General features: G+C 59.5%; 22 protein-coding genes. 10 read left to right on the top strand and 12 right to left on the bottom strand.

What is annotated here, in order from left to right; genetic code table 11:
- Nucleotide 1: 1 nt before the first annotated feature.
- The 4 genes from AC3ITA_RS23640 to AC3ITA_RS23625 form a co-directional block, all read right to left on the bottom strand.
- Complete coding sequence (locus AC3ITA_RS23640; RefSeq protein WP_489278486.1) at nucleotides 2-1,144, bottom strand: DUF1120 domain-containing protein; 1,143 nt, start codon at nucleotides 1,142-1,144, stop codon at nucleotides 2-4.
- Between the two features lie 10 nt (nucleotides 1,145-1,154).
- A complete protein-coding gene (locus AC3ITA_RS23635) occupies nucleotides 1,155-3,638 on the bottom strand; it encodes a fimbria/pilus outer membrane usher protein (protein WP_489278484.1) in 2,484 nt (827 codons plus the stop codon).
- A gap of 109 nt (nucleotides 3,639-3,747) precedes the next feature.
- Nucleotides 3,748-4,464, bottom strand: a complete 717-nt coding sequence (locus tag AC3ITA_RS23630; RefSeq protein ID WP_489278482.1) for a fimbria/pilus chaperone family protein — start codon at nucleotides 4,462-4,464, stop codon at nucleotides 3,748-3,750.
- 156 nt (nucleotides 4,465-4,620) lie between these two features.
- On the bottom strand, nucleotides 4,621-5,247 hold the full coding sequence (locus AC3ITA_RS23625) for a DUF1120 domain-containing protein (protein ID WP_095943802.1): 627 nt from the start codon (nucleotides 5,245-5,247) through the stop codon (nucleotides 4,621-4,623).
- 382 nt (nucleotides 5,248-5,629) lie between these two features.
- On the opposite strand from AC3ITA_RS23625, the gene AC3ITA_RS23620 reads away from it, so the two are divergent.
- From AC3ITA_RS23620 to AC3ITA_RS23605, 4 genes are all read left to right on the top strand, one after another.
- Nucleotides 5,630-6,256 carry a response regulator gene (locus tag AC3ITA_RS23620; RefSeq protein ID WP_095943803.1) on the top strand — a complete coding sequence of 209 codons (627 nt, stop codon included), beginning with the start codon at nucleotides 5,630-5,632 and terminating at the stop codon, nucleotides 6,254-6,256.
- 106 nt (nucleotides 6,257-6,362) lie between these two features.
- On the top strand, nucleotides 6,363-6,833 hold the full coding sequence (locus AC3ITA_RS23615) for a nuclear transport factor 2 family protein (protein WP_150672396.1): 471 nt from the start codon (nucleotides 6,363-6,365) through the stop codon (nucleotides 6,831-6,833).
- Nucleotides 6,834-6,873: 40 nt separating this feature from the next.
- Nucleotides 6,874-7,185, top strand: coding sequence for a GIY-YIG nuclease family protein (locus AC3ITA_RS23610; protein WP_489278479.1), 312 nt, complete (start codon nucleotides 6,874-6,876; stop codon nucleotides 7,183-7,185).
- An 88-nt stretch (nucleotides 7,186-7,273) separates the two neighbouring features.
- Entirely contained in the window at nucleotides 7,274-8,209 is a 936-nt protein-coding gene (locus AC3ITA_RS23605; RefSeq protein WP_095943806.1) for a glutathione S-transferase family protein, read from the top strand.
- Between the two features lie 98 nt (nucleotides 8,210-8,307).
- Here AC3ITA_RS23605 and AC3ITA_RS23600 read toward each other — a convergent pair whose 3' ends face one another.
- Together AC3ITA_RS23600 and yejK are read right to left on the bottom strand one after the other, a co-directional pair.
- Entirely contained in the window at nucleotides 8,308-8,658 is a 351-nt protein-coding gene (locus tag AC3ITA_RS23600; protein WP_095943807.1) for a glutaredoxin family protein, read from the bottom strand.
- Complete coding sequence (gene yejK / locus AC3ITA_RS23595; protein ID WP_008018580.1) at nucleotides 8,658-9,662, bottom strand: nucleoid-associated protein YejK; 1,005 nt, start codon at nucleotides 9,660-9,662, stop codon at nucleotides 8,658-8,660. The genes AC3ITA_RS23600 and yejK overlap by 1 nt, the downstream gene beginning before the upstream one ends.
- A 396-nt stretch (nucleotides 9,663-10,058) precedes the next feature.
- On the opposite strand from yejK, the gene AC3ITA_RS23590 reads away from it, so the two are divergent.
- Nucleotides 10,059-10,340, top strand: coding sequence for an HU family DNA-binding protein (locus tag AC3ITA_RS23590; RefSeq protein WP_007905514.1), 282 nt, complete (start codon nucleotides 10,059-10,061; stop codon nucleotides 10,338-10,340).
- A 186-nt stretch (nucleotides 10,341-10,526) separates the two neighbouring features.
- Here the strand turns inward: AC3ITA_RS23590 and rlmF are convergent, their stop codons facing one another.
- The 5 genes from rlmF to AC3ITA_RS23565 all read right to left on the bottom strand — a co-directional run bounded on the left by rlmF (nucleotide 10,527) and on the right by AC3ITA_RS23565 (nucleotide 18,447).
- Complete coding sequence (gene rlmF / locus AC3ITA_RS23585) at nucleotides 10,527-11,549, bottom strand: 23S rRNA (adenine(1618)-N(6))-methyltransferase RlmF (RefSeq protein WP_414929398.1); 1,023 nt, start codon at nucleotides 11,547-11,549, stop codon at nucleotides 10,527-10,529.
- A gap of 246 nt (nucleotides 11,550-11,795) precedes the next feature.
- On the bottom strand, nucleotides 11,796-14,642 hold the full coding sequence (locus AC3ITA_RS23580) for a valine--tRNA ligase (protein ID WP_150672393.1): 2,847 nt from the start codon (nucleotides 14,640-14,642) through the stop codon (nucleotides 11,796-11,798).
- Nucleotides 14,643-14,810: 168 nt separating this feature from the next.
- The gene (locus tag AC3ITA_RS23575; protein WP_489278477.1) at nucleotides 14,811-16,127 is read right to left on the bottom strand and encodes an MFS transporter; all 1,317 of its coding nucleotides are present in this window, start codon (nucleotides 16,125-16,127) and stop codon (nucleotides 14,811-14,813) included.
- A 262-nt stretch (nucleotides 16,128-16,389) separates the two neighbouring features.
- Nucleotides 16,390-17,622 (bottom strand): transporter associated domain-containing protein, encoded by a 1,233-nt coding sequence (locus tag AC3ITA_RS23570; protein ID WP_489278475.1) that lies wholly within the window; start codon nucleotides 17,620-17,622, stop codon nucleotides 16,390-16,392.
- 12 nt (nucleotides 17,623-17,634) lie between these two features.
- Nucleotides 17,635-18,447 (bottom strand): cytochrome C assembly family protein, encoded by an 813-nt coding sequence (locus AC3ITA_RS23565; protein ID WP_056726163.1) that lies wholly within the window; start codon nucleotides 18,445-18,447, stop codon nucleotides 17,635-17,637.
- Between the two features lie 210 nt (nucleotides 18,448-18,657).
- On the opposite strand from AC3ITA_RS23565, the gene ffh reads away from it, so the two are divergent.
- From ffh to rplS, 5 genes are all read left to right on the top strand, one after another.
- Nucleotides 18,658-20,034, top strand: a complete 1,377-nt coding sequence (ffh, locus tag AC3ITA_RS23560; protein ID WP_095943812.1) for a signal recognition particle protein — start codon at nucleotides 18,658-18,660, stop codon at nucleotides 20,032-20,034.
- Nucleotides 20,035-20,330: 296 nt separating this feature from the next.
- A complete protein-coding gene (rpsP, locus tag AC3ITA_RS23555; protein WP_007972721.1) occupies nucleotides 20,331-20,582 on the top strand; it encodes a 30S ribosomal protein S16 in 252 nt (83 codons plus the stop codon).
- 5 nt (nucleotides 20,583-20,587) lie between these two features.
- Nucleotides 20,588-21,124 (top strand): ribosome maturation factor RimM, encoded by a 537-nt coding sequence (gene rimM, locus AC3ITA_RS23550; RefSeq protein WP_008014731.1) that lies wholly within the window; start codon nucleotides 20,588-20,590, stop codon nucleotides 21,122-21,124.
- Complete coding sequence (gene trmD, locus AC3ITA_RS23545; protein WP_172435344.1) at nucleotides 21,106-21,879, top strand: tRNA (guanosine(37)-N1)-methyltransferase TrmD; 774 nt, start codon at nucleotides 21,106-21,108, stop codon at nucleotides 21,877-21,879. Before rimM ends, trmD begins: the two co-directional genes overlap by 19 nt.
- A 45-nt stretch (nucleotides 21,880-21,924) precedes the next feature.
- Nucleotides 21,925-22,275 (top strand): 50S ribosomal protein L19, encoded by a 351-nt coding sequence (rplS, locus tag AC3ITA_RS23540; protein WP_003175895.1) that lies wholly within the window; start codon nucleotides 21,925-21,927, stop codon nucleotides 22,273-22,275.
- 226 nt (nucleotides 22,276-22,501) lie between these two features.
- Here rplS and AC3ITA_RS23535 read toward each other — a convergent pair whose 3' ends face one another.
- Entirely contained in the window at nucleotides 22,502-24,310 is a 1,809-nt protein-coding gene (locus tag AC3ITA_RS23535) for a cation:proton antiporter (RefSeq protein ID WP_489278471.1), read from the bottom strand.
- Nucleotides 24,311-24,344: the final 34 nt, after the last annotated feature.

The raw sequence follows: 24,344 nt of genomic DNA, 5'->3' as shown, positions 1-24,344 counted from the left end.
GCTACAAATACAGGACTTCCAGTGTCGCTGAACCATCAAGGATCACTTTGTCGGTGAGATCCAGGGTCGAAGTGGGGGCAATGACCGCCTCTACCGTTACCTTCGTGGTGAAGTTCTGGATCGGCACCGGGCCTGAGAGGCTGCCAGCATTATGGGTAAATCCCAGAATACTTCTCTGAGCCATCGGTATCGGGTTCGAACTGGCGCGGCTCCAGGCCGCGCCGTCGGTGGTGGAATCGGTTCGGTACAGGCGGGCGAAATCGTCGGCGCTGGCATCGGTGGGGTCGACGTTCAGTGAATACAGGCCGATTTTATTGCTGCTGTTGTCCAGACCGAGGCCGTAGTAAATCTCGCTGTTGACGGTGGCCGAGCCTGCGCGGTTGTCGTGCATGAGCAGGGCAAAGGGGGTCGGTGCATCGCAGCCAACCTGTAGGGTCAAGCCCTTGGGTGGCAGGCGAGTGCTGTTGTCGCGATCAAGATCGTTTTTCGACATCCGACCGAAATCCACCCGACCGCCATTGGACAGTTTCACGTGACAGGCGGCGGGCGCAAAACGTGCACGCAGGGTTATCTCCGCGGAGCGCCCCGCGGCGACCGGCTCGAACAACCCGGAGGTTTCCCAGACAGCGGCGTCACGCAGCTGCGACACCTGCGCCTGTGTCCAGGCTGTCAGTTGAAGTTGGGCTGACAGGTTTTGCCCTTGCACGGCGGCGCCACTGCGCACTGGAACGATGGCCTGCCCAGGTCGCCAAGGCAGGCCTGAGGCTGTGGACTGCGGTGCTTGGCCGGCAGTGGAAATCAAACCCAGGTCCACCGATTGTCCATCTAGCACCGCATCACTGATGTGCACGGTATAGCTGCCGTGGTCGGCGAGCCGAAAGCGCTCTGCTGTCGCAGCGATGGCGCGATAGAACACACTCATGTCGGCGGGTTGCGGGCAGTTCAGGTTCAAGCTCACGCGACGCTCACCCAAGGTTTGCTCCTGGGGTTCGGGAGTGCGAATCGCCCTTTGCATCGAACCGTAATCAAGTACCGACTGGCTCAGGCTCAGCCGGCATTCATCGGCGAACGCCCGGGCATTGGGCGTGAGCCCGCCCAGCGTCAGGGTGGCGAAGGTCAGCATCAAAGGTGCGGACAGTTTCATGCAGTCATCCTTATGGCGTGCGGCATTGGGCGAGGGCGGTTTCGAAGTACGCCTTGGAGTCTGCCTTGGCCGGCAGCTCGAAGTGCAACTCACACCGGTCCAGGCCAGGTGCGGTTATCCAAAGGGTGGGAGTCGCCAGGACATTGGGCAGAAATACCAGCCCGCCTTCCTGTACAAGCGTGACGAACTCGCCATCGCCAGTGTTCACCGTCGCGCCACGGGGCAGCAATGCGCCGTTGTCCTGGGTGACTTTGAGCAAGGCGCGGCGAGTCTGGATGACCCCGAACTCGACCTTGTCGACGGCGCCGCGCCCGGCGGATATCACCGCCAGACCGTTGTTGATATCGAGATTGCGCGGCAGCGAGCGGGTTTCGACTTCCACCGGGTTGCGGCCATAGGCCGTCACGTGTGGAACCACGGCTCGACCTTGCCAATCGGTCCACACCGGGCCGCTGGGGGTGGAGACTTTGATGGCGGCGGCATCGCCTACCGACAGCAACGCGAAGGTATCGCGCACGGGATAAGGCGACAGCGTCAGGCCATCGCCATGCAACACCGCCCCACCGCGTGCTCCCACCTGGTAACTGGGGCGCTCGGCATCAGTGCGGGTGTAGCTTACGTCCAGTTGGCTGTAGCGTGGCAGGATAGAAACACCGGCGGAAGACTGCACTTGTCTGTCGCGACTGTCATGCTCAACGCCGACCCGGTAACTCAAGTGATCGTTGAGTTGTTCGTTCAAACCCACACCGCTGCGATGTTCGCCGGCAGAGCTGCGAACCCAGGTTCGCCCCCGACGGTTTTCACCCAAAGGAATGCTGAGGTTCAGATAGGCACTGTCATCGATGTTCCGGGTGCCGCTGACTTGCCATTGCACCGTGGCAGAGACCGATACCCCGCCGATGAGGGTGCCCCAGGATGCCATGGCGCGGCTGCTGCTTTGTCCGTCGAAGGACGTTGAGCGGCTGAGGCTGGCGCTGAGTGCACCAGTCCCGGGAGGCGACCACGACAGCCCCAGGTTTTGTTGATCGCGATAACGGGACCGGTTGCGCGGCGACTCGGTTTCGAGCATCGCTTGCGACAGTTCGCGATAACCGAAGGTTCGGTGGGACATCCCGGCATTCATCGACCATTGCTCACCCAAGCGATGCGAAAGGTTCAAATCGGCCTGAATGCCTTTTTCGGGGTGACCGGAACTGACTTCGGAGGTTTGCAGACTTGTCTGCAGCTGCGTATCGGTCCAGGGCAGCAAGCCCACGCCTGCGGCCATTGCACGATAATCGGCGGCACCCGTGGCGCCCGTGCTGAGCATGACGTGCGGATTCAATGCCCCGCTCCAGCTCCCGCTGATCAGCCAGGGATCGTTGGTCTGTGAATCGCCGAGGTGACGTAGCTGGCCGGCAGTCAGCGAAAAGCCAGACGCCGGGAGGTCCATCCCGAGCAGAGACGCCGGGACGGTAAAGCGCTGCTCGCTGCCAGTGGTTTCCTTGACCACGACTTCGACATCGGAACGGCTGTCGAGACGCTGAACGTTGCTCAGGGAGAAGGGGCCGGCGGGCACCACGGTCGAGTGGATCAGCGACCCGTTCTGCCGAATTTCGATCCGGGCCTGGTCCTGGGCAATGCCTTCGATGGGCCTGCCTTGGCTTTCGGTCTGCAGCGCCTGCTCGGTCATCAGCTGCACGCCGGTAATCTGCGCAGTGGCCAGTACCGGGTTATAGAGGTTGATCTGACCGGCCTGAAGCACTGCTTGATGACCGGTGAAGGTTCGTTGGGCGTACGCCGCCAGGTGGCTGGTGCGGGACACATCATTGTGCCAGGTCTGCACCTGGCGGCTGCGGACGATCCAGTCGCCGGCATTGAAACCGACTTCGGTATTGGCCGTCAGGTAGCGATTCGATTGGTCACCGTATTGGCTGTAAAGACTGTTGACGTCATAGTTGAGCAACCCGGCGACGCCACCGGTTTGATAACCCGAGAAGTCCCGAACCTTCGCACGCATGGCGTCCGTGGGCACGATCAATGACAGACCGAGATTGGCGGGGTCCTGTTCGATCAGTGTTTGCGGCCAAGTGCCGAGAACGTCAAAACAACGAGGGTCGTTGGTGGGAGCGGTGGGCTCGCTCAGGTTTGCCGCATCAAGCAAGGCATGGTCAAAGCACAAGTCGCCCTCATTGTTGAACGTAACGTCTACGCGTCCCTGGCGCTGACCATTAACTGTGAGTGTGATCGGATGGCGGCCGGCGGTGAATCGCGGGGCGTTCAGCAGCTGGGTCGCCAGCGCCGGATCGATACCGCGCTGGAGCAGCGTCTTCTGGTCGAACGAGGTCAGCAACGAAGCACTGCCGGGATCTTCGGCGCGGGCATCGAGCACCATCAGCGTGTTGGTCATCAGCAACACCACGCCGGTGCGCAGAGGCGGCAGTCGAGGACGAGTGTCGGCACGCCTGAAAGCAGGCATGGCTTCGCCACCACGGTATTTCAATACAGTGTTCATGGGGTTCATTTGGGTTGACCTGTGCGCTGGCCTGAACCACTACGGCATCAGGTTCGCGTTGGAACATCAGCGCCCGCTTTTCCCGGTTGGGGTTATCGGTGTTCCGGTTCTAAGGGGGGATCGGGGCGTCGTAGGGCGGCACTGCAAAGCCGTAGACGGTCGCCGGTTGAAAGCGTACCTGGGTGGCGGTTCTTGCTGGCACGGACACGCTGATCCGGTCACCGGGCAACAGGTAGGTTCGCGGTAGCAGTGCGCGGTCCCCGGAAGGCAGCATCTGTAGTTCCTGAGCCAGGCGTACGACGTAAGGTGTCTGGTTGCTCACGGTCAGTTGGCCATCTTGCAGCGACCATCGCAGGTCGGTCCACGGTGTGCGGTTAGGCGCCAGGCCGGCCGGGTGAAGGATGACGGGCAGGTTCTGGCGCACCGTTACACCCACTCGGGCATGCCCGGCCTCGGCAACGGGCTTGCCTTGGGGGATGCCTTCAAAGATCACGCGTTTCAACCGCTGGGTGAGCAGGGGCTTTTCCGATTGCAGGATGAAGCGGATCAACTGGGTCCTGGACGGTTCAACCCGTGCCAGCGGTGGCGTCACGAACACCAGAGGCTCGGTGTCTTCTGGAATGTTTTCAAGGGTGACGTGCAGCAATACCAGGCTGTCATCGGTATTGGTCACGGATACGGATGCCTCACCGTTGGCCTCGTTGACGATCACCACGGAGGTGTCGGGAACCATGCCGTCGGCTTGAGCCAGCTGGGGCGGGAACCATGCAAGTGCACCGACACCGAGGGGGATCAAATGGCGTGCGAATTTTAAAAACATCGTCATGACGTGCCTTATTGATGGTCACGAAAAAAGATCGCTGACATGGGCCGTACTCGGGAATCACCGATAGCGCGAAAGGCAGAAGCGAGGACTTTGGCGGGAACCCTTCAGAGCACGGGCAACGGCTGGAGTCAGCCGTTGCCCGAAGACGCTATCGAATTACAGGTAGGTGATTTGCAGGGTTGCCGAACCGTCGATTTTCTGTTCGTCGGTCAGCGTAAGGCCGCTGGTTGGAGCTATGGCGGTCAAGAGCAAAATGTCCACAATGACATCCTGAACATCGTGGGGCGCCGTGACGCCCGCGTTACTGCTGCCGAATGAAAGCAGGTTGTCAGGTTTCAGTGCGGAGTCATCAGGTTCAAACCAGGTTTGGCCGTTGTCCTGAGACTGAATCGCCAACGAAGGAACATTTGCGACCGGATTCACGTAGTGCAAAAAATAACGTCCGAGCTTTTCGTTGCCGTTGATCAGGCCTAACCCGAAGGCACCGGCAGTAGACGAGGTGCCGGCTCTGTTGTCGACGGGAACAATTGCAAACTTCACAGGTGCATCGCAGCTCACGGTCAGTTGGACGGTTCTGTCTTGAAACTGGGTGTGGGTGTCCGGATTCAGGTCCTTTGAAGAGATTTTTCCATAATCCACAACACCACCACCGGACAGGCTCGGTGTACAGGCAGCCGGTGTAATCACGCCCGTGACAGTCAAGTCGGTGCTGGAGCTACCGTAAGCGAACGAAGTCACGCTAAAGAGTAATGCAGTGCCTAGGGTCGTCAGTGTCTTGTTCATGTATTCACTCGTTCTTGAATAAAGGTTGGATGAGGTGACGCTGGGTCCGGCACAACGCCGGTGCAGACAGGCTGCTCGATAGGCACAAGTTAGCGAGAAGGGTGTTTGGGAGGAATGCAACAAATACGAAAAGGGGCGACTGTCTGTATGAAAGAGTGTTGCGAGAAAAAAGTATTCTTTCGGAAGACGCTCAGGAGTTAGGCCAGCTCTGTAGCCTTTCGCGCGAAACGATGTAGGTTATTTCTGTTGTTTGACAGGTAAAAAGCCCTGGCCCTTGAATACATTGAGGAGAGTAAAAACGAGGGTTTTTCAGGGTGTTGTGGAGGGTGGAGAACAACGCTATTTTCCGACTCTTCCAGCCACAAATAGGAGGTTTCCCACAGTGCGAGTCGTAATTGCTGATGACCATTGCGTCGTTCGCATCGGTCTGCGGATGCTCATCAGTGCCAGCCGGCAATGTGAAATTGTGGGAGAGGCTGATGGTACGGACAGCCTGATGAACCTGCTCGCAGAAACGCCCTGTGATTTGCTGATTACCGATTTTGCCATGCCAGGCGGGCAGCATGCCGATGGTCTGAAAATGCTGAGTACGATTCAACGACGCTACCCGAAACTGCCGATCATTTTGGTGACGATGTTCAGCAGTGCGACGACGGCGAGGGCGGCATTGGCTCAAAGGGTGTCCGGAATCGTCACCAAAGACGACTCGGCAAACGAACTGCTCCTGGCAATCAGCGCTGTGAGTAACGGACGACGCTACCTCAGTGAGCGCTTGCGCACGATGTTGGCAAATACGAGCAACCCGTTGCGCGAGTCGCGGTTGTCGGCCAAAGAGCATGAAGTGGTCCGGATGCTGGCCAGCGGCATGACCGTCAGCGAAATCGCCAGCCACTTCAAACGCAGCGTCTCAACCATCAGCAAGCAAAAAAACATGGCCATGCTCAGGCTGGGCCTCTCTACGGATGTCGATCTTTTCTCCTATGCCCGTGACAACGGAATGTCGCTCTAGGCCTGTGGTAGATAGGCAGTCCCGATATTTGCGTGGCGAATGCCAATAGTGTTCAGCGCATTTACGGATTATCGTGCAGGTATTCTCGATTTTACGGAGCTTGTGCATGAGTGACGCCAACAGCGCATTGATTACCCGGTTCTATCAAGCGTTTCAGCGGCTGGATGCCGAGGCCATGAGCGCCTGTTATACCGATGACGTGGTATTCAGTGATCCGGCGTTCGGTGAACTGCGTGGCCGGGATGCCGGCGACATGTGGCGGATGCTCGCCACCCGTGCCAAGGATTTCTCCCTGACATTCGACAACGTCCGCGCCGATGATCGTACCGGTAGCGCCCATTGGGTCGCGACCTATCTGTTCAGTCAGACCGGCAATACCGTGGTCAATGACATCCAGGCACGCTTTGTCTTTCGCGATGGCAAGATCTGCGAGCATCACGACAGTTTCGACCTGTGGGCATGGTCGCGCCAGGCCCTGGGTTTCAAAGGCCTGCTGCTGGGCTGGACGCCACTTGTTCGCAACGCTGTTCGCTCACAGGCCTTGAAGGGGCTGAAGGCATTCCAGGCCAGTCGCTGATAAGATCGCGGCTTGTTTCCCTTCAAGCCCTGATCGTTACGTGACCACCCTAAGCGAAAGCCCTGTCGACACCGACACCCCCACGAGCAAAAGCTGGTTCGTCTACCTCGTTCGCGCGGCCAACGGTTCGCTCTATTGTGGGATCAGCGATGATCCCGTGCGTCGCTTCGCCAAGCATCAAAGCGGCAAGGGCGCGCGATTCTTTCTTTCCAGTCCTGCCATGGCCCTGGTCTACACCGAGCGCTGTCGCGACAAAAGCGATGCGTTGCGTCAGGAGCGGCTGATCAAAAAACTCAAGAAGAGCGCCAAGGAATGCCTGGTGGCGAGCGCAGCCCCTGGCCTATCACTCTGACTGATCAGTTCCCATCAGGCAGATCTGTAGGCTGCCAGGTGATTGCGCGCTAAGCTGCTGGCTCCTGATCCTTGCGGCGGAGCCGAGCATGTCCGAGTTGATTCTGCATCATTACCCGACGTCCCCTTTTGCCGAGAAGGCCCGCCTGCTGCTGGGTTTCAAGGGTTTGTCCTGGCGTTCGGTGAAGATTTCGCCAGTAATGCCCAAACCGGATCTCACGGCGTTGACCGGTGGCTACCGCAAGACACCGGTGTTGCAGGTCGGTGCCGATATCTATTGCGACACGGCATTGATTGCCCGGCGACTGGAGCAGGAGAAAGCCTTGCCGGCGTTCTTCCCGGAAGGTCAGGAAATGATCACCGCATCGTTTGCCGCCTGGGCTGATTCGGTGGTGTTCCAGCATGCGGTGAGCCTGGTGTTCCAGCCGGAGTCGATCGCGGTGCGCTTTGGCAATTTGTCGCCGGAAGCGATCAAGGCGTTTCTGGCCGACCGCGCCGGTTTGTTCAGTGGTGGTAGCGCGACAAAATTGTCTACCGAACAGGCGAAGCATCAGTGGCCAACGATCATGTCGCGCCTGGAGTTGCAACTGCAGCGCGAAGAGGGGGATTTCCTGTTCGGTGAGCCGTCGATTGCCGACTTCGCCCTGGCTCATTGCCTCTGGTTCCTCAAGGCCACGCCGGTGACGGCTCCGCTGGTCGAAGCTTATCCGGCAGTCAATGCATGGCATGCGCGGGTATTGGGCTTCGGTCATGGTGCATCCAGCGAGATGAGTTCCGAGGAGGCTCTGGCAGTGGCGCGTACGTCCACGCCAGCGGCCTTGCCGGATGAGCAGTTTGTCGATCCCAATGGATTCAAGGCGGGGCAGCAGGTAGTGATCGCCGCCACGGACTACGGCGTGGATCCGGTGGCGGGGGAGTTGCTGTTTGCCGGCCGCGAGGAGCTGATTGTACGGCGAGAGGACGAGCGTGGCGGGGTGGTGCATGTGCACTTCCCGCGGTTTGGTTTCCGGATCGAAGCCAGCTGACAAAAACCTTGTGGGAGCGAGCTTGCTCGCGATGGCGGACTGACATTCAACAAAATTGTTGGCTGTGTTGGCCTCATCGCGAGCTCGCTCCTACAGAGTTACTTCAACGCCGCCAGAATCGCATCCGGGTCATACCCGCGAATCAGCGTCCCGTTCACATCGATGATCGGAATGCCGCCACCGCCCAGCGCCTGATAGTCCCCGCGCGCGACGGCATCCTTCTCGATATCGAACTCCTTGTATGGAATGCCTTTCTGATCGAGGAAGCGCCGGGTCAGCTTGCAGTAACCACACCATTCGGTGGCGTAGAGCACGACGTTGGCCTTGGCCTGGGTCTGCTCCGGCAGCACTTGCGATGGGTTGAACACCCGCTCGATCTTGCCCCAGTTCTGATAGGCCACGACCACCAGCAGGATCAGCAGGAATTTCTTCAGTACGCCGCCGAGCATCAGTTGCGACGCTTCAGCTGATCGGTGAGCGAAGTGGGCAGGCCCTTTATGATCAACGTGCCGGCTTCTTCGTCGTACTCGATCTTCGAGCCCAGCAAGTGGGCTTCGAAACTGATCGACAGGCCTTCGGCGCGGCCAGTGAATCGGCGGAACTGGTTCAGGGTGCGTTTATCGGCCGGGATTTCCGGCGAGAGGCCGTAATCCTTGTTGCGGATGTGATCGTAGAAGGCCTTCGGGCGCTCTTCGTCGATCAGCCCCGACAACTCTTCCAGGCCCATTGGCTCACCGAGTTTGGCCTGGCTGCTGGCGTAATCCACCAGGGTCTTGGTCTTCTCGCGGGCGTCGTCTTCCGGCAGATCTTCGCTTTCAACGAAATCACTGAAGGCTTTGAGCAATGTGCGGGTTTCACCCGGACCGTCGACGCCTTCCTGGCAACCAATGAAGTCGCGGAAATACTCCGAAACCTTTTTGCCGTTCTTGCCTTTGATGAACGAAATGTATTGCTTGGATTGTTTGTTGTTCTGCCACTCGGAAACGTTGATCCGCGCGGCCAGGTGCAACTGACCAAGGTCGAGGTGGCGGGACGGGGTTACGTCCAGTTCGTCGGTCACGGCCACGCCTTCGCTGTGGTGCAGCAGGGCGATGGCCAAATAGTCGGTCATGCCTTGTTGATAGTGCGCGAACAGCACATGGCCGCCGACCGACAGGTTCGATTCTTCCATCAGCTTTTGCAGATGCTCGACCGCCACACGGCTGAATGCAGTGAAATCCTGGCCGCCCTCGAGGTACTCCTTCAGCCAGCCGCTGAACGGAAACGCGCCGGATTCCGGATGGAACAGGCCCCAGGCTTTACCCTGTTTGGCGTTATAGCTTTCGTTGAGGTCGGCGAGCATGTTCTCGATGGCCGCGGACTCCGCCAGTTCAGAGTCACGGGCGTGGAGAACTGCGGGTGTGCCGTCGGGTTTTTTGTCGATCAGGTGGACGATGCAATGACGGATCGGCATGGGCTTCTCGGCTGAATGAAGAGAGGAGGGCGTGCTCCCCCGAAAAAGCGCCCAGTGTACCGCAACCACTGGTTTTGGCGCGGTGCGAAGGGCAATTGACGGGCGACCGACGGCGCTTATGCGTTTTTTTCCTGTTTTAGCGCAATAAAGCTGACCAAATGGGTAGCTAGAGGCGGATATTTCCACGTCTGTGTGCTAGCTTTGCCCGGTCTTGCGCGAAGTCACTGCGTTAAGCGTGCAGTCAGCATTTGTCAGGTCGAACCAAACCCTGATTTCGGTATCTATAACCCCGATCCCGAGGTTATTTGGCCGAGGGTGCCAGATCCAGAAGATCGGGCTCGATGGCTGACATTGCACTCTGCAATCCATATGAATTTGATAGGGAAGGAACACTAAATGGCTCTTACTAAAGACCAACTGATCGCCGACATCGCTGAAGCTATCGACGCGCCGAAAACCACCGCGCGTAACGCTCTGGACCAACTGGGCCAAATCGTTGCCGATCAGCTGGAAAACGGCGGCGAAATCACTCTGCCAGGTATCGGCAAACTGAAAGTGACTGAGCGTCCTGCCCGTACTGGCCGTAACCCTTCGACTGGCGCTGCCATCGAAATCGCTGCCAAGAAAGTGATCAAGCTGGTTGTGGCCAAAGGCCTGACCGACGCTGTTAACAAGTAAGACTTGTTAAGAAAAAACCGTGCACCGGAGCGATCCGGGCACGGTTTTTTTGTGTCTGCGATTTATCGCAAACAACCTGCAACCATTGTGGGAGCGAGCCTGCTCGCGAATACGGTGTGTCAGTATCATCGAATTCGACTGACACAGCGCTTTCGCGAGCAGGCTCGCTCCCACAATTGATTTAACTCAGTTTTTGAGCGCCCAACGCTCACGCCAGGCCTGTTGCTGCGCTTTGGTCTGGAAGGTCCAGGCGACGAAGCGGCTCTGCTTTTGGCCCTGGCCCATTTCCACCACCTGAATGTCCAGTGCGCCAGCCTTGCTCAAGGCCGTCTGGATCGCTGGCAGGTTCGACGCCTTCGACACCAGCGTACTGAACCACAGCACCTGTTGTGCCACGTGCGCGCTCTCGCTGATCAGTTGCGTGACGAAACGCACCTCCCCGCCCTCACACCACAATTCCGCCGCTTGCCCGCCAAAGTTCAACACCGGAAGCTTGCGTTTCGGATCGGCTTTGCCCAAGGCGCGCCATTTGCGCGTACTACCCCGCGTAGCCTCGTCCAGCGAGGCGTGGAATGGCGGGTTGCACATGGTCAGGTCAAAGCGCTCAGTGCTCTCCAGCAAGCCTGTGAGGATCTGCTTGGGGTTGCTCTGCTGGCGTACCTGGATCGCTTTGTTCAGGCCATTGGACTGAATGATGGCCTTCGCCGCGGCGATGGCGGTCGCATCGATATCGGAACCGAGGAACTGCCAGCGATAGTCGCTGTAACCGATCAGCGGATACACGCAGTTGGCGCCCATTCCGATGTCCAGCACCTTCACGCAGGCGCCACGGGGAATCACACCGTCATTGCTGCTGGCCAGCAGATCGGCGAGGAAGTGCACGTAATCGGCACGGCCTGGCACCGGTGGGCACAGGTAGTCGGCCGGAATGTCCCAGTGAGCGATGCCATAGAATGACTTGAGCAGCGCCCGATTGAACACCCGCACGGCTTCCGGGCTGGCGAAGTCGATGCTTTCCTTGCCGTACGGATTGATGATCACGAACTTCTTCAGTTCCGGGGCGCTTTTGATCAGCGTCGGAAAGTCGTAGCGACCCTGATGGCGATTGCGCGGGTGCAGGCTGGCCTTTTCCTTCGGGGCGACGGCCGTGGCCGGAGTCTTCGGGGCAGGCTTTTTGCGCGCAGGCTTGGGGGAGCGGGGGGCGGTCATGGCGGTGGTCGATTCGGGTATGGCTGAAAGTGGCGGGCATTGTCCCACATCTGTGGGGCAACACCGATCAAATGTGGGGGCGAGCCTGCTCGCGAATGCGGTGGGTCAGTCGCCATCATCGGTGATTGATACACCGCCATCGCGAGCAGGCTCGCTCCCACAGGGGATCTGCATTGGATGCAGGAAAGTGAAAGGCATAAAAAAGGGAGACCATTGTTGGCCTCCCTCTTTCATCGCGATCTGCCGTTACAGGCTGGCAATCCGCGCATGCTGCTCGGCCAGCTTGCCCAGGGCCTGTTCGGCCTCGGCCAGTTTGGCGCGTTCTTTCTCGATGACTTCGGCTGGGGCCTTGTCAACGAAACCGGCGTTGGACAGCTTGCCGCCGACTCGTTGCACTTCACCTTGCAGACGCTGGATTTCCTTGTCCAGACGCGCCAGTTCCGCACCTTTGTCGATCAGGCCGGCCATTGGCACCAGCACTTCCATCTCCCCGACCAGCGCGGTGGCGGACAGCGGTGCTTCTTCGCCGGCAGCCAGTACGGTGATCGATTCGAGGCGCGCCAGCTTCTTCAGCAGGGCTTCGTTCTCGGTCAGGCGACGCTGATCCTCGGCGCTGACGTTCTTCAGGAACAGCGGCAGGGGTTTGCCCGGGCCGATGTTCATTTCGCCACGGATGTTGCGAGTGCCGAGCATCAGGCCCTTGAGCCATTCGATGTCATCTTCGGCCGCCTGATCGATGCGCGTTTCGTTGGCCACTGGCCAGGGTTGCAGCATGATCGTCTTGCCATCGATGCCGGCCAGCGGCGCGATGCGCTGCCAGATTTCTTCGGTGATGAACGGCATGAACGGGTGCGCCAGGCGCAGGGCGACTTCCAGTACGCGCACCAGGGTGCGACGGGTGCCGCGCTGGCGTTCGACCGGTGCGTTTTCGTCCCACAGCACAGGCTTGGACAGTTCCAGGTACCAGTCGCAATACTGGTTCCAGATGAACTCGTACAAGGCCTGTGCGGCCAGGTCGAAACGGAACTGATCGAGTTGGCGGGTCACTTCGGCTTCAGTGCGTTGCAGCTGCGAGATGATCCAGCGGTCAGCCAGCGACAACTCGTAGGCTTCGCCGTTCTGGCCGCAGTCTTCGCCCTTGTCCAGCACGTAGCGCGCCGCGTTCCAGATTTTGTTGCAGAAGTTGCGATAGCCTTCGACGCGACCCATGTCGAACTTGATGTCGCGGCCGGTGGACGCCAGCGAGCAGAAGGTGAAGCGCAGGGCGTCGGTGCCGTAGCTGGCGATGCCTTCGGCGAACTCGTCGCGGGTCTGCTTTTCGATCTTCTTCGCCAGTTTCGGCTGCATCATGCCGGAGGTGCGTTTCTGCACCAGGGCTTCGAGTTCGATGCCGTCGATGATGTCCAGCGGGTCCAGGACGTTGCCCTTGGACTTGGACATCTTCTGGCCCTGGCCGTCACGCACCAGGCCGTGCACATACACGGTCTTGAACGGAACCTGCGGCGTGCCGTCTTCGTTTTTCACCAAATGCATGGTGAGCATGATCATCCGGGCAACCCAGAAGAAAATGATGTCGAAGCCGGTCACCAGGACGTCGGTGGAGTGGAATTTCTTCAGGAACTCGGTTTTTTCCGGCCAGCCGAGAGTGGAGAACGTCCACAGGCCCGAGCTGAACCAGGTGTCGAGAACGTCGTTGTCCTGTTGCAGCGCAACGTCCGGGCCGAGGTTGTGCCTGGCGCGCACTTCGGCCTCGTCGCGACCGACATAGACCTTGCCCGATTCGTCGTACCAGGCCGGAATCCGGTGGCCCCACCACAACTGACGGCTGATGCACCAGTCCTGGATGTCGCGCATCCACGAGAAGTACATGTTTTCGTACTGTTTCGGCACGAACTGGATACGACCGTCTTCAACGGCGGCGATCGCAGGCTCGGCCAAAGGTTTGGTGGACACGTACCACTGGTCGGTCAGCCAAGGCTCGATGACAGTGCCGGAGCGGTCGCCTTTCGGTACTTTCAGGGCGTGATCGTCAACGCTGACCAGCAGGCCGATAGAGTCGAACGCGGCCACGATCTGCTTGCGCGCTTCGAAGCGGTCGAGACCGGCGTATTCGGCCGGGATCTTGCCGTCGATGCTTTCGTTCAGCGTGCCGTCGAGGTTGAACACCTGGCACGCTGGAAGAACGGCGGCGTTCTTGTCGAAGATGTTCAGCAGCGGCAGGTTGTGACGCTTGCCGACTTCATAGTCGTTGAAGTCGTGGGCCGGAGTGATTTTCACGCAGCCGGTGCCGAATTCGGGGTCGCAGTAATCGTCGGCGATGATCGGGATGCGGCGGCCAACCAGTGGCAGCTCGACAAATTGGCCGATCAGGGCTTTGTAGCGTTCATCGTTCGGGTTAACGGCCACGGCGGAGTCGCCGAGCATGGTTTCCGGGCGAGTGGTCGCGACGATCAGGAAATCGTTGCCTTCAGCAGTCTTGGCGCCGTCGGCCAGCGGGTATTTCAGGTTCCACAGGAAACCTTTCTCGTCGTGGTTCTCCACTTCGAGGTCGGAAATCGCCGTGTGCAGCTTGGTGTCCCAGTTGACCAGGCGCTTGCCACGGTAGATCAGGCCGTCTTCGTGCAGGCGTACGAAAGCTTCTTTAACGGCTTCCGAGAGGCCGTCGTCCATGGTGAAACGCTCGCGGCTCCAATCTACGGACGAACCGAGGCGACGGATCTGGCGGCTGATGTTGCCACCGGACTCATCTTTCCATTCCCAGACTTTCTCGAGGAATTTCTCGCGGCCCAGGTCATGGCGGCTCTGGCCCTTGGCTTCGAGCTGACGCTCTACCAGCATCTGCGTGGCGATACCGGCGTGGTCGGTACCCGGCTGCCACAGGGTGTTGCGACCCTGCATGCGGCGGAAACGGATCAGGGCGTCCATGATCGCGTTGTTAAAGCCGTGACCCATGTGCAGGCTGCCGGTGACGTTCGGCGGCGGGATCATGATGGTGTAGGACTCGCCCGCGCCTTGCGGGGCGAAGTAATTCTCTGACTCCCAGGTGTTGTACCAGGAAGTTTCAATGGCGTGCGGCTGGTAGGTCTTATCCATGCGCGGCGGGACCCTATTGGCATTTATTCAGGAAAAGCCGGGAAGTATAGCGGGGATGAGCCGATGCGCGTAGAGCGAGGTGACAATGGGTGGGGGAAAAGTTGTGACAAATCGACCCACAGGGATACATCTCCCTGTGGGAGCGAGCCTGCTCGCGATAGCAATCTGTCAGGCGACGCGATTCAAATCGTTATGTCGAGTTTCTTTCAGGCACAGCACGGCAATCAAACTCAACACCGCTGCCCCGGACACGTACCCGCCGACATAACTCAACCCCCCCATCGCAACCAGCTTCTGCGCGAAGAACGGTGCCGCCGAAGCACCGACGATACCGCCCAGGTTGTAGGCCGCCGAGGCGCCGGTGTAGCGCACGTGGGTGGGGAACAGCTCCGGCAACAGCGCACCCATCGGCGCAAACGTCACGCCCATCAGAAACAGTTCGATGCACAGGAACAGCGCCACACCCCAGGTCGAACCTTGGGTCAGCAATGGCTCCATGAGGAAACCGGACAGGATCGCCAGCACACCGCCGATGATCAACACCGGCTTGCGCCCGTAACGGTCGCTGGCCCAGGCCGACAGCGGGGTGGCGGCAGCCATGAACAGCACCGCGAAGCACAGCAGGCCGAGGAAGGTTTCGCGGCTGTAGCCGAGCGTTGCCACGCCGTAACTCAGGGAAAATACGGTGGAGATGTAAAACAGCGCGTAGCACACGACCATCGCGCCGGCACCCAGCAAGACGGGCAACCAGTATTGGCCGAACAGTTCGAACAGCGGGATCTTCACGCGTTCCTGGCGCGCCATGGCGTTGGCGAATACCGGGGTCTCATGCAGCTTGAGGCGAACGTACAGGCCGACCATCACCAGTGCGGCGCTGAGCAGGAACGGAATACGCCAGCCCCATGAGCGGAACTGTTCGTCGTCCAGTGCCACGGCCAAAGTCAGGAACAGGCCATTGGCCGCCAGAAAACCGATGGATGGACCCAGCTGCGGGAACATGCCGAACCACGCACGCTTGCCTTTGGGCGCGTTCTCCGTGGCCAGCAATGCCGCGCCACCCCATTCACCGCCCAATCCAAGGCCCTGGCCGAAGCGCAGGACGCAAAGCAGGATCGGTGCCCAGGCGCCAATGCTGTCGTATCCTGGCAACACGCCGATCAGCGTGGTACAGACGCCCATCAGCAGCAGCGAGGCGACCAGGGTCGACTTGCGGCCGATACGGTCGCCGAAGTGACCGAAAAGGGCCGAACCCAGGGGGCGCGCAAGGAAGGCGATGCCGAACGTGAGAAACGCAGAAAGCATCTGGGCGGTGCCGGATGTCTGCGGAAAGAACACCGGACCGATCACCAGCGCGGCGGCGGTGGCGTAGACGTAGAAGTCGTAGAACTCGATGGCGGTGCCGATGAAGCTTGCGGTGGCCACGCGGGTGGCGGAGTTCGTCGGTTGCGCAGGTGTGGAGTCGCTGTAGCTCGTGCTGGTCGTCATGCGGTTATCCCTGACTGTCATGTGCTCCAGTGGAGCGAATTATTATGGTCGAGAACCCAGGGATGTGGGTGGAGGCACGGTCGCTGTTCAAGGTAGGAACAGTCGTCGGTTTGTTACGGACTTTGCGGGTGGACGGGCCGGAAGCTGCGAAGTGCGGGGTAAGCACGGGGGCCGGCGAGGCTTGGGTAAGCGCTACGATTATAGAAAGGTGGCTAACGATCGAACAAGTGGCTTGAGTGGCCACAAAAGACTTGCCCGATAGTTAGATAACCACAGGCATCGAGCTGGTCTGCCAGATCAGCACCCGCGTGACACGGTTGTCCTCGGTCTCGAGAATTTCCAGGCGATACCGGCCGATCTTCAGGCACACCGCGCTTTCGGGAATGGTTTCCAGCGCCTCGGTGACCAGGCCGTTCAGGGTTTTCGGGCCATCGCTGGGCAGGTGCCAGCCGAGGCTCTTGTTCAGCTCGCGAATGGACGCGGCACCGTCGATCACCAGGCGCCCGTCGGCTTGCGGATGAATGTGCGGATTGTCCAGGCTCTGCTGGCTTTCGAACTCGCCGACGATTTCTTCGAGAATGTCTTCCAGGGTGACGATGCCCAGCACTTCGCCGTATTCGTCGACTACCATGCCCAGGCGCCGCTGCTGCTTGTGGAAATTGAGCAGTTGCAGCTGCAACGGGGTGCTTTCCGGCACGAAGTACGGCTCGTGGCTGGCCGCCAGCAACGCTTCCCGGGTCAGGCTCGCATCGGGCAGCAGGTGAAGGATGTGTCGGGTGTTGAGGACGGCTTCGACCTGGTTGATATCACTGTGGAACACCGGCAGGCGCGTGCGCCTGTTGTGGCGCAATTGTTCGATGATTTCTTCGATGGAGTCATCGAGATTGATGCCGTCCACGTCGCTGCGCGGTACCAGGATGTCATTGACGGTGATGTTGTCCAGCGCGTGGATGCCTGGCAGCGGGTGAGGGCGGCTTGCGGTTTCAGAGGGCGCATGCCGCTCCGTCAGCGTTTCGTCCTCACTCTGTTGCACCACTTTGGCCTTGCGGGCGAATGGCCGTGTCAGCAACTGGCTGATGCTATTGAGCAGCCATGCCGCGGGATAGATGATTTTCAGCGGTAGCCGCAGCAGGTTGTTGCCCTGGGCCAGGATCGCATCCGGATAGCGAGTGGCGAGGGCACGTGGCAAGTAGTCGGAAAACACCAGCAACATGGCGCCCGCTCCGAGGCAGGCGACCCACGGGCCGTTCTCGGCCCAGGTGAAAATGGCCAGCAAGGTACTGATGACCACCACCAGCGCACGGCACAGGGTGTTGCAAAAGATCAGGCTGGCCAAGGGAAAGCTGAGTTTCGCCACCGGTTTGTCGCTGGAACGCGTTGCGGTGCGCTGGGCCAGCAAATGCTGGTGCGCCGCTTCGATGGCGGTAAACAGCCCCGACCATAAAACCAGCAGGGTCAGTACCGCGAGCATCGGCCCTATGGGCAAGTCGTCCATTAATGCCGCCCGTCAGATATGCAGGATGTATTCACGAACCAGCTTGCTGCCGAAATACGCCAGCATCAACAGGCAAAAACCGGCCAGGGTCCAGCGAATGGCTTTGTGCCCGCGCCAGCCAAGGCGATTGCGTCCCCACAGCAGCACGCTGAAAACGATCCAGGCCAGGCAGGCCAGCAGGGTTTTGTGCACCAGATGCTGGGCGAACAGGTTTTCGACGAACAGCCAGCCGGAAATCAGCGAGAGCGACAACAGCGTCCAGCCGGCCCAGAGGAAACCGAACAGCAGGCTTTCCATGGTTTGCAGCGGCGGGAAGTTCTTGATCAGCCCGGAGGGGTGCTTGTGCTTGAGCTGGTGGTCTTGAATCAGCAGCAGCAAGGACTGGAACACCGCGATGGTGAACATGCCATAGGCCAGGATCGAAAGCAGGATGTGGGCGAGGATGCCAGGCTCCTCATCGATGACCTGTACCGTACCGGCGGGGGCGAAATGCGCCAGCATCACGGTCAGGGCTCCAAGGGGGAGCAGCAGGACCAGCAGGTTCTCTACGGGAATCCGCGAACAGGCCAGCAGGGTCAGTGCGATGACCGCCACGGCAATCAGGCTGGCGGCACTGAAGAAGTCCAGGGCCAGGCCGGTCGGGGTCAGCAGGTGGGTGAGCAGGCTGACGCTGTGGGCCAATACGGCGAGCACGCCGAGCATGACCAGCAGGCGTTTGTTGACCTTGGCGCCGGACGCCAGGCGAGTGCCCTGGTAAATGGTCGCAGCGGCATACAAGCAGGCGGCGGCGAGGGTAGTTAGCAAGCTGGGTGACAAGGGGAGCATAAATCCTGTTAGGCAAGCCCGAAAGTCGCTGAGTTTGGCATAGAACCCCCACCGCACGAAAGACCGCGCAACCTGACAGCGAGGTGTCCGCCGGCCACAGTCTTCGCTATAATCCGCGACCTGCCCACGCCGCAGGCTCGCCGAGCACACGTTTAGTCCGGTCCGGGCCGCCATTATCCCGGTCTACACAGGGCCTGAAAGGATCGCGCAATGTTTGAAAACTTAACCGACCGTCTCTCGCAGACGCTGCGCCATGTCACCGGCAAGGCCAAGCTGACTGAAGACAACATCAAAGACACCCTGCGTGAAGTGCGCATGGCGTTGCTCGAAGCCGACGTCGCCCTGCCGGTGGTCAAGGACTTCGTCAATTCGGTCAAGGAACGCGCCGTAGGCACCGAGGTGTCGCGCAGCCTGACGCCGGGCCAGGCCTTCGTGAAGATCGTCCAGGCCGAACTTGAAAGCCTGATGGGCGCGGCCAACGAAGATTTGAACCTGAGCGCCGTACCGCCAGCGGTCATCCTGATGGCCGGTTTGCAGGGCGCGGGTAAAACCACCACCGCCGGCAAGCTTGCGCGCTTCCTTAAAGAGCGCAAGAAGAAGACGGTCATGGTCGTGTCCGCCGACGTTTATCGTCCAGCGGCGATCAAACAGTTGGAAATGCTTGCCGGTGAAGTCGGCGTTACCTTCTTCCCGTCCGACCTGAGCCAGAAGCCGGTCGAGATCGCGCAAGCGGCTATCAAGGAAGCGAAACTCAAATTCATCGACGTGGTCATCGTCGATACCGCCGGTCGCCTGCACATCGATGAAGAGATGATGGGCGAGATCAAGGCGCTGCATGCCGCGATCAATCCGGTCGAAACCCTGTTCGTGGTCGACGCCATGACCGGTCAGGACGCCGCCAACACGGCCAAGGCCTTCGGTGATGCATTGCCGCTGACCGGTGTGATCCTGACCAAGGTCGACGGCGACGCCCGTGGCGGTGCCGCGCTTTCGGTGCGCGCCATCACCGGCAAGCCGATCAAGTTCATCGGTATGGGCGAGAAGAGCGAAGCACTCGATCCGTTCCACCCTGAGCGTATCGCCTCGCGCATCCTCGGCATGGGCGACGTGCTCAGCCTGATCGAGCAGGCGGAAGCGACCCTCGACAAGGACAAGGCCGACAAGCTTGCGAAGAAATTAAAGAAGGGCAAGGGCTTCGACCTCGAAGACTTCCGCGACCAGCTGCAACAGATGAAGAACATGGGCGGCCTCGGCGGGCTCATGGACAAGCTGCCGAACATGGGTGGCGTGAATCTGGCGCAGATGGGCAACGCCCAAGGCGCGGCAGAGAAACAATTCAAGCAGATGGAAGCCATCATCAACTCCATGACCCCGGCCGAGCGCCGCGACCCTGAGATGATCAGCGGTTCGCGCAAGCGCCGGATCGCCATGGGTTCCGGCACCCAGGTGCAGGACATCGGCCGCTTGATCAAGCAGCACAAGCAGATGCAGAAGATGATGAAGAAATTCTCCGCGAAAGGCGGAATGGCCAAGATGATGCGCGGCATGGGCGGAATGTTGCCCGGCGGTGGCATGCCGAAAATATAGTGTCCTTTCACGCCAATACTGTTCAGTTTTGGCGAGAAAGGACACACGAATCCGCGCCGGCCATCAGGTCGGCGCTGCCCCACACGGACGTGGGATACACAGCAAACCCGCACTTGGCGGGAGCTGACCGGCCGTTTTCAACGACGGCTCTATAGCAAATCTGCATGGCGGCCGATAGACCGCCGGAAAAAGTCATTTGCAAAAGTCCGGATATTCCTTAGAATATGCGGCCTTTCGGGCACCCATGCCCGCTGTGCCTTTAGATTTGCAGCACCGACTACAGGAACGATGTTCACATGCTAACAATCCGTCTTGCCCTTGGCGGCTCCAAAAAGCGCCCGTTTTACCACTTGACCGTAACCGACAGCCGCAACCCGCGCGACGGTTCGCACAAGGAACAGGTTGGCTACTTCAACCCTGTTGCCCGTGGTCAGGAAGTTCGTCTGTCCGTGAACCAAGAGCGCGTAGCCTACTGGCTGAGCGTTGGTGCACAACCTTCTGAGCGCGTTGCTCAGTTGTTGAAGGAATCTGCCAAGGCTGCGGCCTGAGCAATATGAACGCGACGCCAGCTGTTGCCGATGATTTGATCGTTATTGGCAAAATTTATTCTGTTCATGGCGTTCGCGGCGAGGTGAAGGTGTATTCCTTTACTGATCCGACTGAAAACCTGTTGCAGTACAAAACCTGGACGCTCAAGCGCGAAGGCAATGTGAAACAGGTCGAGCTGGTCAGCGGACGTGGGAACGACAAGTTCCTGGTCGCGAAGCTCAAGGGTCTTGATGATCGTGAAGAAGCTCGTCTTCTGGCTGGTTATGAGATCTGTGTGCCGCGCAACCTGTTCCCTGAATTGACCGACGGCGAGTACTACTGGTACCAGCTGGAAGGTCTGAAGGTTATTGATCAACTCGGGCAATTGCTCGGGAAAATCGATCATCTTCTGGAAACCGGCGCCAATGATGTAATGGTGGTCAAGCCTTGCGCTGGCAGCCTGGATGATCGCGAGCGCCTATTGCCCTATACGGAGCAATGCGTGTTGGCTGTCGACCTTGCCGCAGGCGAGATGAAGGTGGAATGGGATGCGGATTTCTAAACGTGGCTAACCTGCGCGTAGAAGTGATCAGTCTGTTTCCCGAGATGTTCTCCGCCATCAGCGAGTACGGCATCACCAGTCGGGCGGTGAAACAGGGGCTCTTGCAGCTCACCTGTTGGAATCCGCGAGACTACACGACGGATCGACATCACACTGTGGACGATCGCCCGTTTGGCGGTGGTCCGGGCATGGTGATGAAGATCAAGCCCCTGGAAGATGCTCTGGTTCAGGCCAAGGCAGCAGCCGGGGAGGCGGCGAAGGTAATTTACCTGTCCCCCCAAGGCCGTCAACTGAATCAGTCGGCGGTACGCGAGTTGGCGAATCTGGATGCATTGATCCTGATTGCCGGCCGCTATGAAGGCATTGACGAGCGTTTTATTGATGCTCATGTCGATGAAGAGTGGTCGATTGGCGACTATGTACTGTCTGGCGGCGAGCTGCCGGCGATGGTCCTGATCGATGCGGTTACACGACTGCTGCCTGGAGCTTTAGGGCATGCGGACTCCGCCGAGGAAGATTCCTTTACGGATGGTTTGCTGGATTGCCCGCACTACACCCGACCGGAGGTGTATGCGGATCAGCGTGTTCCCGACGTATTGCTAAGTGGCAATCACGCGCACATCCGGCGTTGGCGTTTACAGCAGTCCCTTGGTCGGACCTTTGAACGACGCGCCGATCTTCTGGAAAGCCGCTCGCTTTCTGGAGAAGAGAAGAAGCTGCTCGAGGAATACATCCGCGAGCGGGACGATAGTTAACAACGTATCGATGGTAGATCCGACGATTTACCTTAGGAGCACAGCATGACTAACAAAATCATCCTTGCACTCGAAGCAGAGCAGATGACCAAAGAGATCCCTACCTTTGCCCCGGGCGACACCATTGTCGTTCAGGTGAAAGTGAAGGAAGGCGACCGTTCGCGTCTGCAAGCGTTCGAAGGTGTTGTTATCGCCAAGCGTAACCGCGGCGTAAACAGTGCATTCACCGTTCGTAAAATCTCCAACGGTGTTGGCGTAGAGCGTACTTTCCAGACCTACTCCCCGCAAATCGACAGCATGGCTGTCAAGCGTCGCGGTGACGTACGTAAAGCCAAGCTGTACTACCTGCGTGACCTGTCGGGTAAAGCAGCTCGCATCAAGGAAAAACTGGCTTAAGTCCAGCTTCCGATGCAAAAAAAAGCAGCCTGCGGGCTGCTTTTTTGTTGTCTGCGATTTGATGATGGCCAGGGTCTGCGCGAAACCCTGTAGGAGCGAGCCTGCTCGCGATGGACGTCAACGATAACGCGTCCTTTCTGGATGGCCGCGTTATCCAGACGTTTTTCGCGAGCAGGCTCGCTCCCACAAATACGCGTGGCCCTGGAGGCTGCGATCTTTCAGCGATTCAGGATTGCTGAGTCTCTGGCTGAATCAACGCCAACAACGTCCACCCCGCTGCGGGCTTGATCGTGCTGTCTGGCGTCACTACATGCACCCAACCGCTGTCGTCGCGCACGAACAACAAGGTCGCACGCTCGCCATGCAGCGCGCGGTAGTCGTCCCAGCTGAAACCATCCGTCAACGTTGTGCTGTACAGTTCGGCGCCCTGGCTCAGCTGGCTGGCGAGTTTGGCGTAGGTCAGCGCTTCGCTGCCCAATTGATTGCCGCGATGTTCCAGGCTGGTGCGGTGCTTGTCGGTGCGGCGGTTTTCCTGGCCACTGGCCAGGCCGAACATGCGCTGATGGCCCAGTTCATGTCGAAAGCGCATCAGCGCCAGGGTGTTCATCTCGCCGGAGGGTGACAGCGCCAGTAAATGCCCGAGGCCGACCAGGTCCAGGTGCGCATCGGCATGTTGCGACGCCGGGTTGCCAAAATAGGTCGACAAGCCTTCCATCCGCGCTGCACTAATGTTTTCCCAGCTCGAATCCGTCAGCAGCACCCGGCTGCCCAGTTGTTGCAGTGCCTTGCCCAGTGTGCGCGCAGGCCCGTTGGCGCCGATGATCAGGAAACCGCTCGGTGCCGGTTCCGCTACCTTCAACAGGCGAGCCAGCGGTCGTGCCGTCGCGCTTTGCAACACCACCGTGCCGATGATCACCGCAAAGGTGAGCGGCACCAGCAGCAACGCTCCCTGATGACCGGCCTCATGCAGGCGAATGGCGAAGATGGCCGACACCGCCGCTGCCACGATGCCCCTTGGGGCAATCCATGCCAGCAGCGCTCGCTCGCGCCAACCCAGGCTGGAGCCCGCCGTGCTCAGCAGCACATTCAAAGGGCGGGCGATGAACTGAATGACCAGCAGCAGAATCAGCACCAGTGGCCCGAGGCTGATCATGGCGTTCAGGTCCAGCCGGGCCGCCAGCAGAATGAACAGGCCGGAGATCAGCAGCACGCTGAGGTTCTCCTTGAAGTGCAGGATGTGCCGCACGTCCACGCCTTTCATGTTGGCCAGCCACATGCCCATCAAGGTCACGGCCAGCAATCCGGATTCGTTGGTGACTTCGTTGGAGCCAATGAAAATACCCAGTACTGCCGCGAGCGCTGCCAGGTTGTGCAGGTATTCCGGCAGCCACTGGCGGCGAATCAGGGTGCCGAGCAACCAGCCACCAAAAACACCGAACAGGCTGCCGCACAAGATCACGCCACCGAAGGTCAGCAGGCTTTCCTTGAGGCCGTTACCTTCGGAGCTGGCGATGATGAAGCTATAGACGACCACCGCCAGCAAGGCCCCGATGGGGTCGATGGCAATGCCTTCCCAGCGCAGGATGTTGGCAATCGACGCTTTCGGGCGCACGACGCGCAGCATCGGTACGATCACGGTCGGCCCGGTCACCAGGGTCAGACTGCCGAACAGGATGGCCAGCATCCAGTCGAAATCCAGCAGCCAGTGAGTGGCGACAGCAATGACCACCCAGGTAGAGAGGGCGCCAATGGTGACCAGGCGATGGACGACGCTGCCGATTTCGCGCCACTCGGACAGATGCAGTGTCAGGCTGCCTTCGAACAGGATCAGCGCCACCGCCAGGGACACCAGGGGCATCAACAGTGGCCCGAACATCTCCCGCGGGTCGAGCAAGTGCAGCACGGGGCCGGCCAGGATACCGGTCAGCAGCAGAAAAAGAATCGCCGGCAGTTTCAAGCGCCAGGCCAGCCATTGGCAAAGCAGCGCCGCCGCGCCTATTCCGCCAAATGCCAATAAAATCTGCTGCTCGCTCATTGCTGCTCCCTGTTCCTTGAATTGGCGGCCTATG

Source organism: Pseudomonas sp. GL_090 (assembly GCF_057837765.1).
Note: the sequence above shows the minus strand (reverse complement) of the source record. Positions and strands in the feature narration are given on the sequence as shown.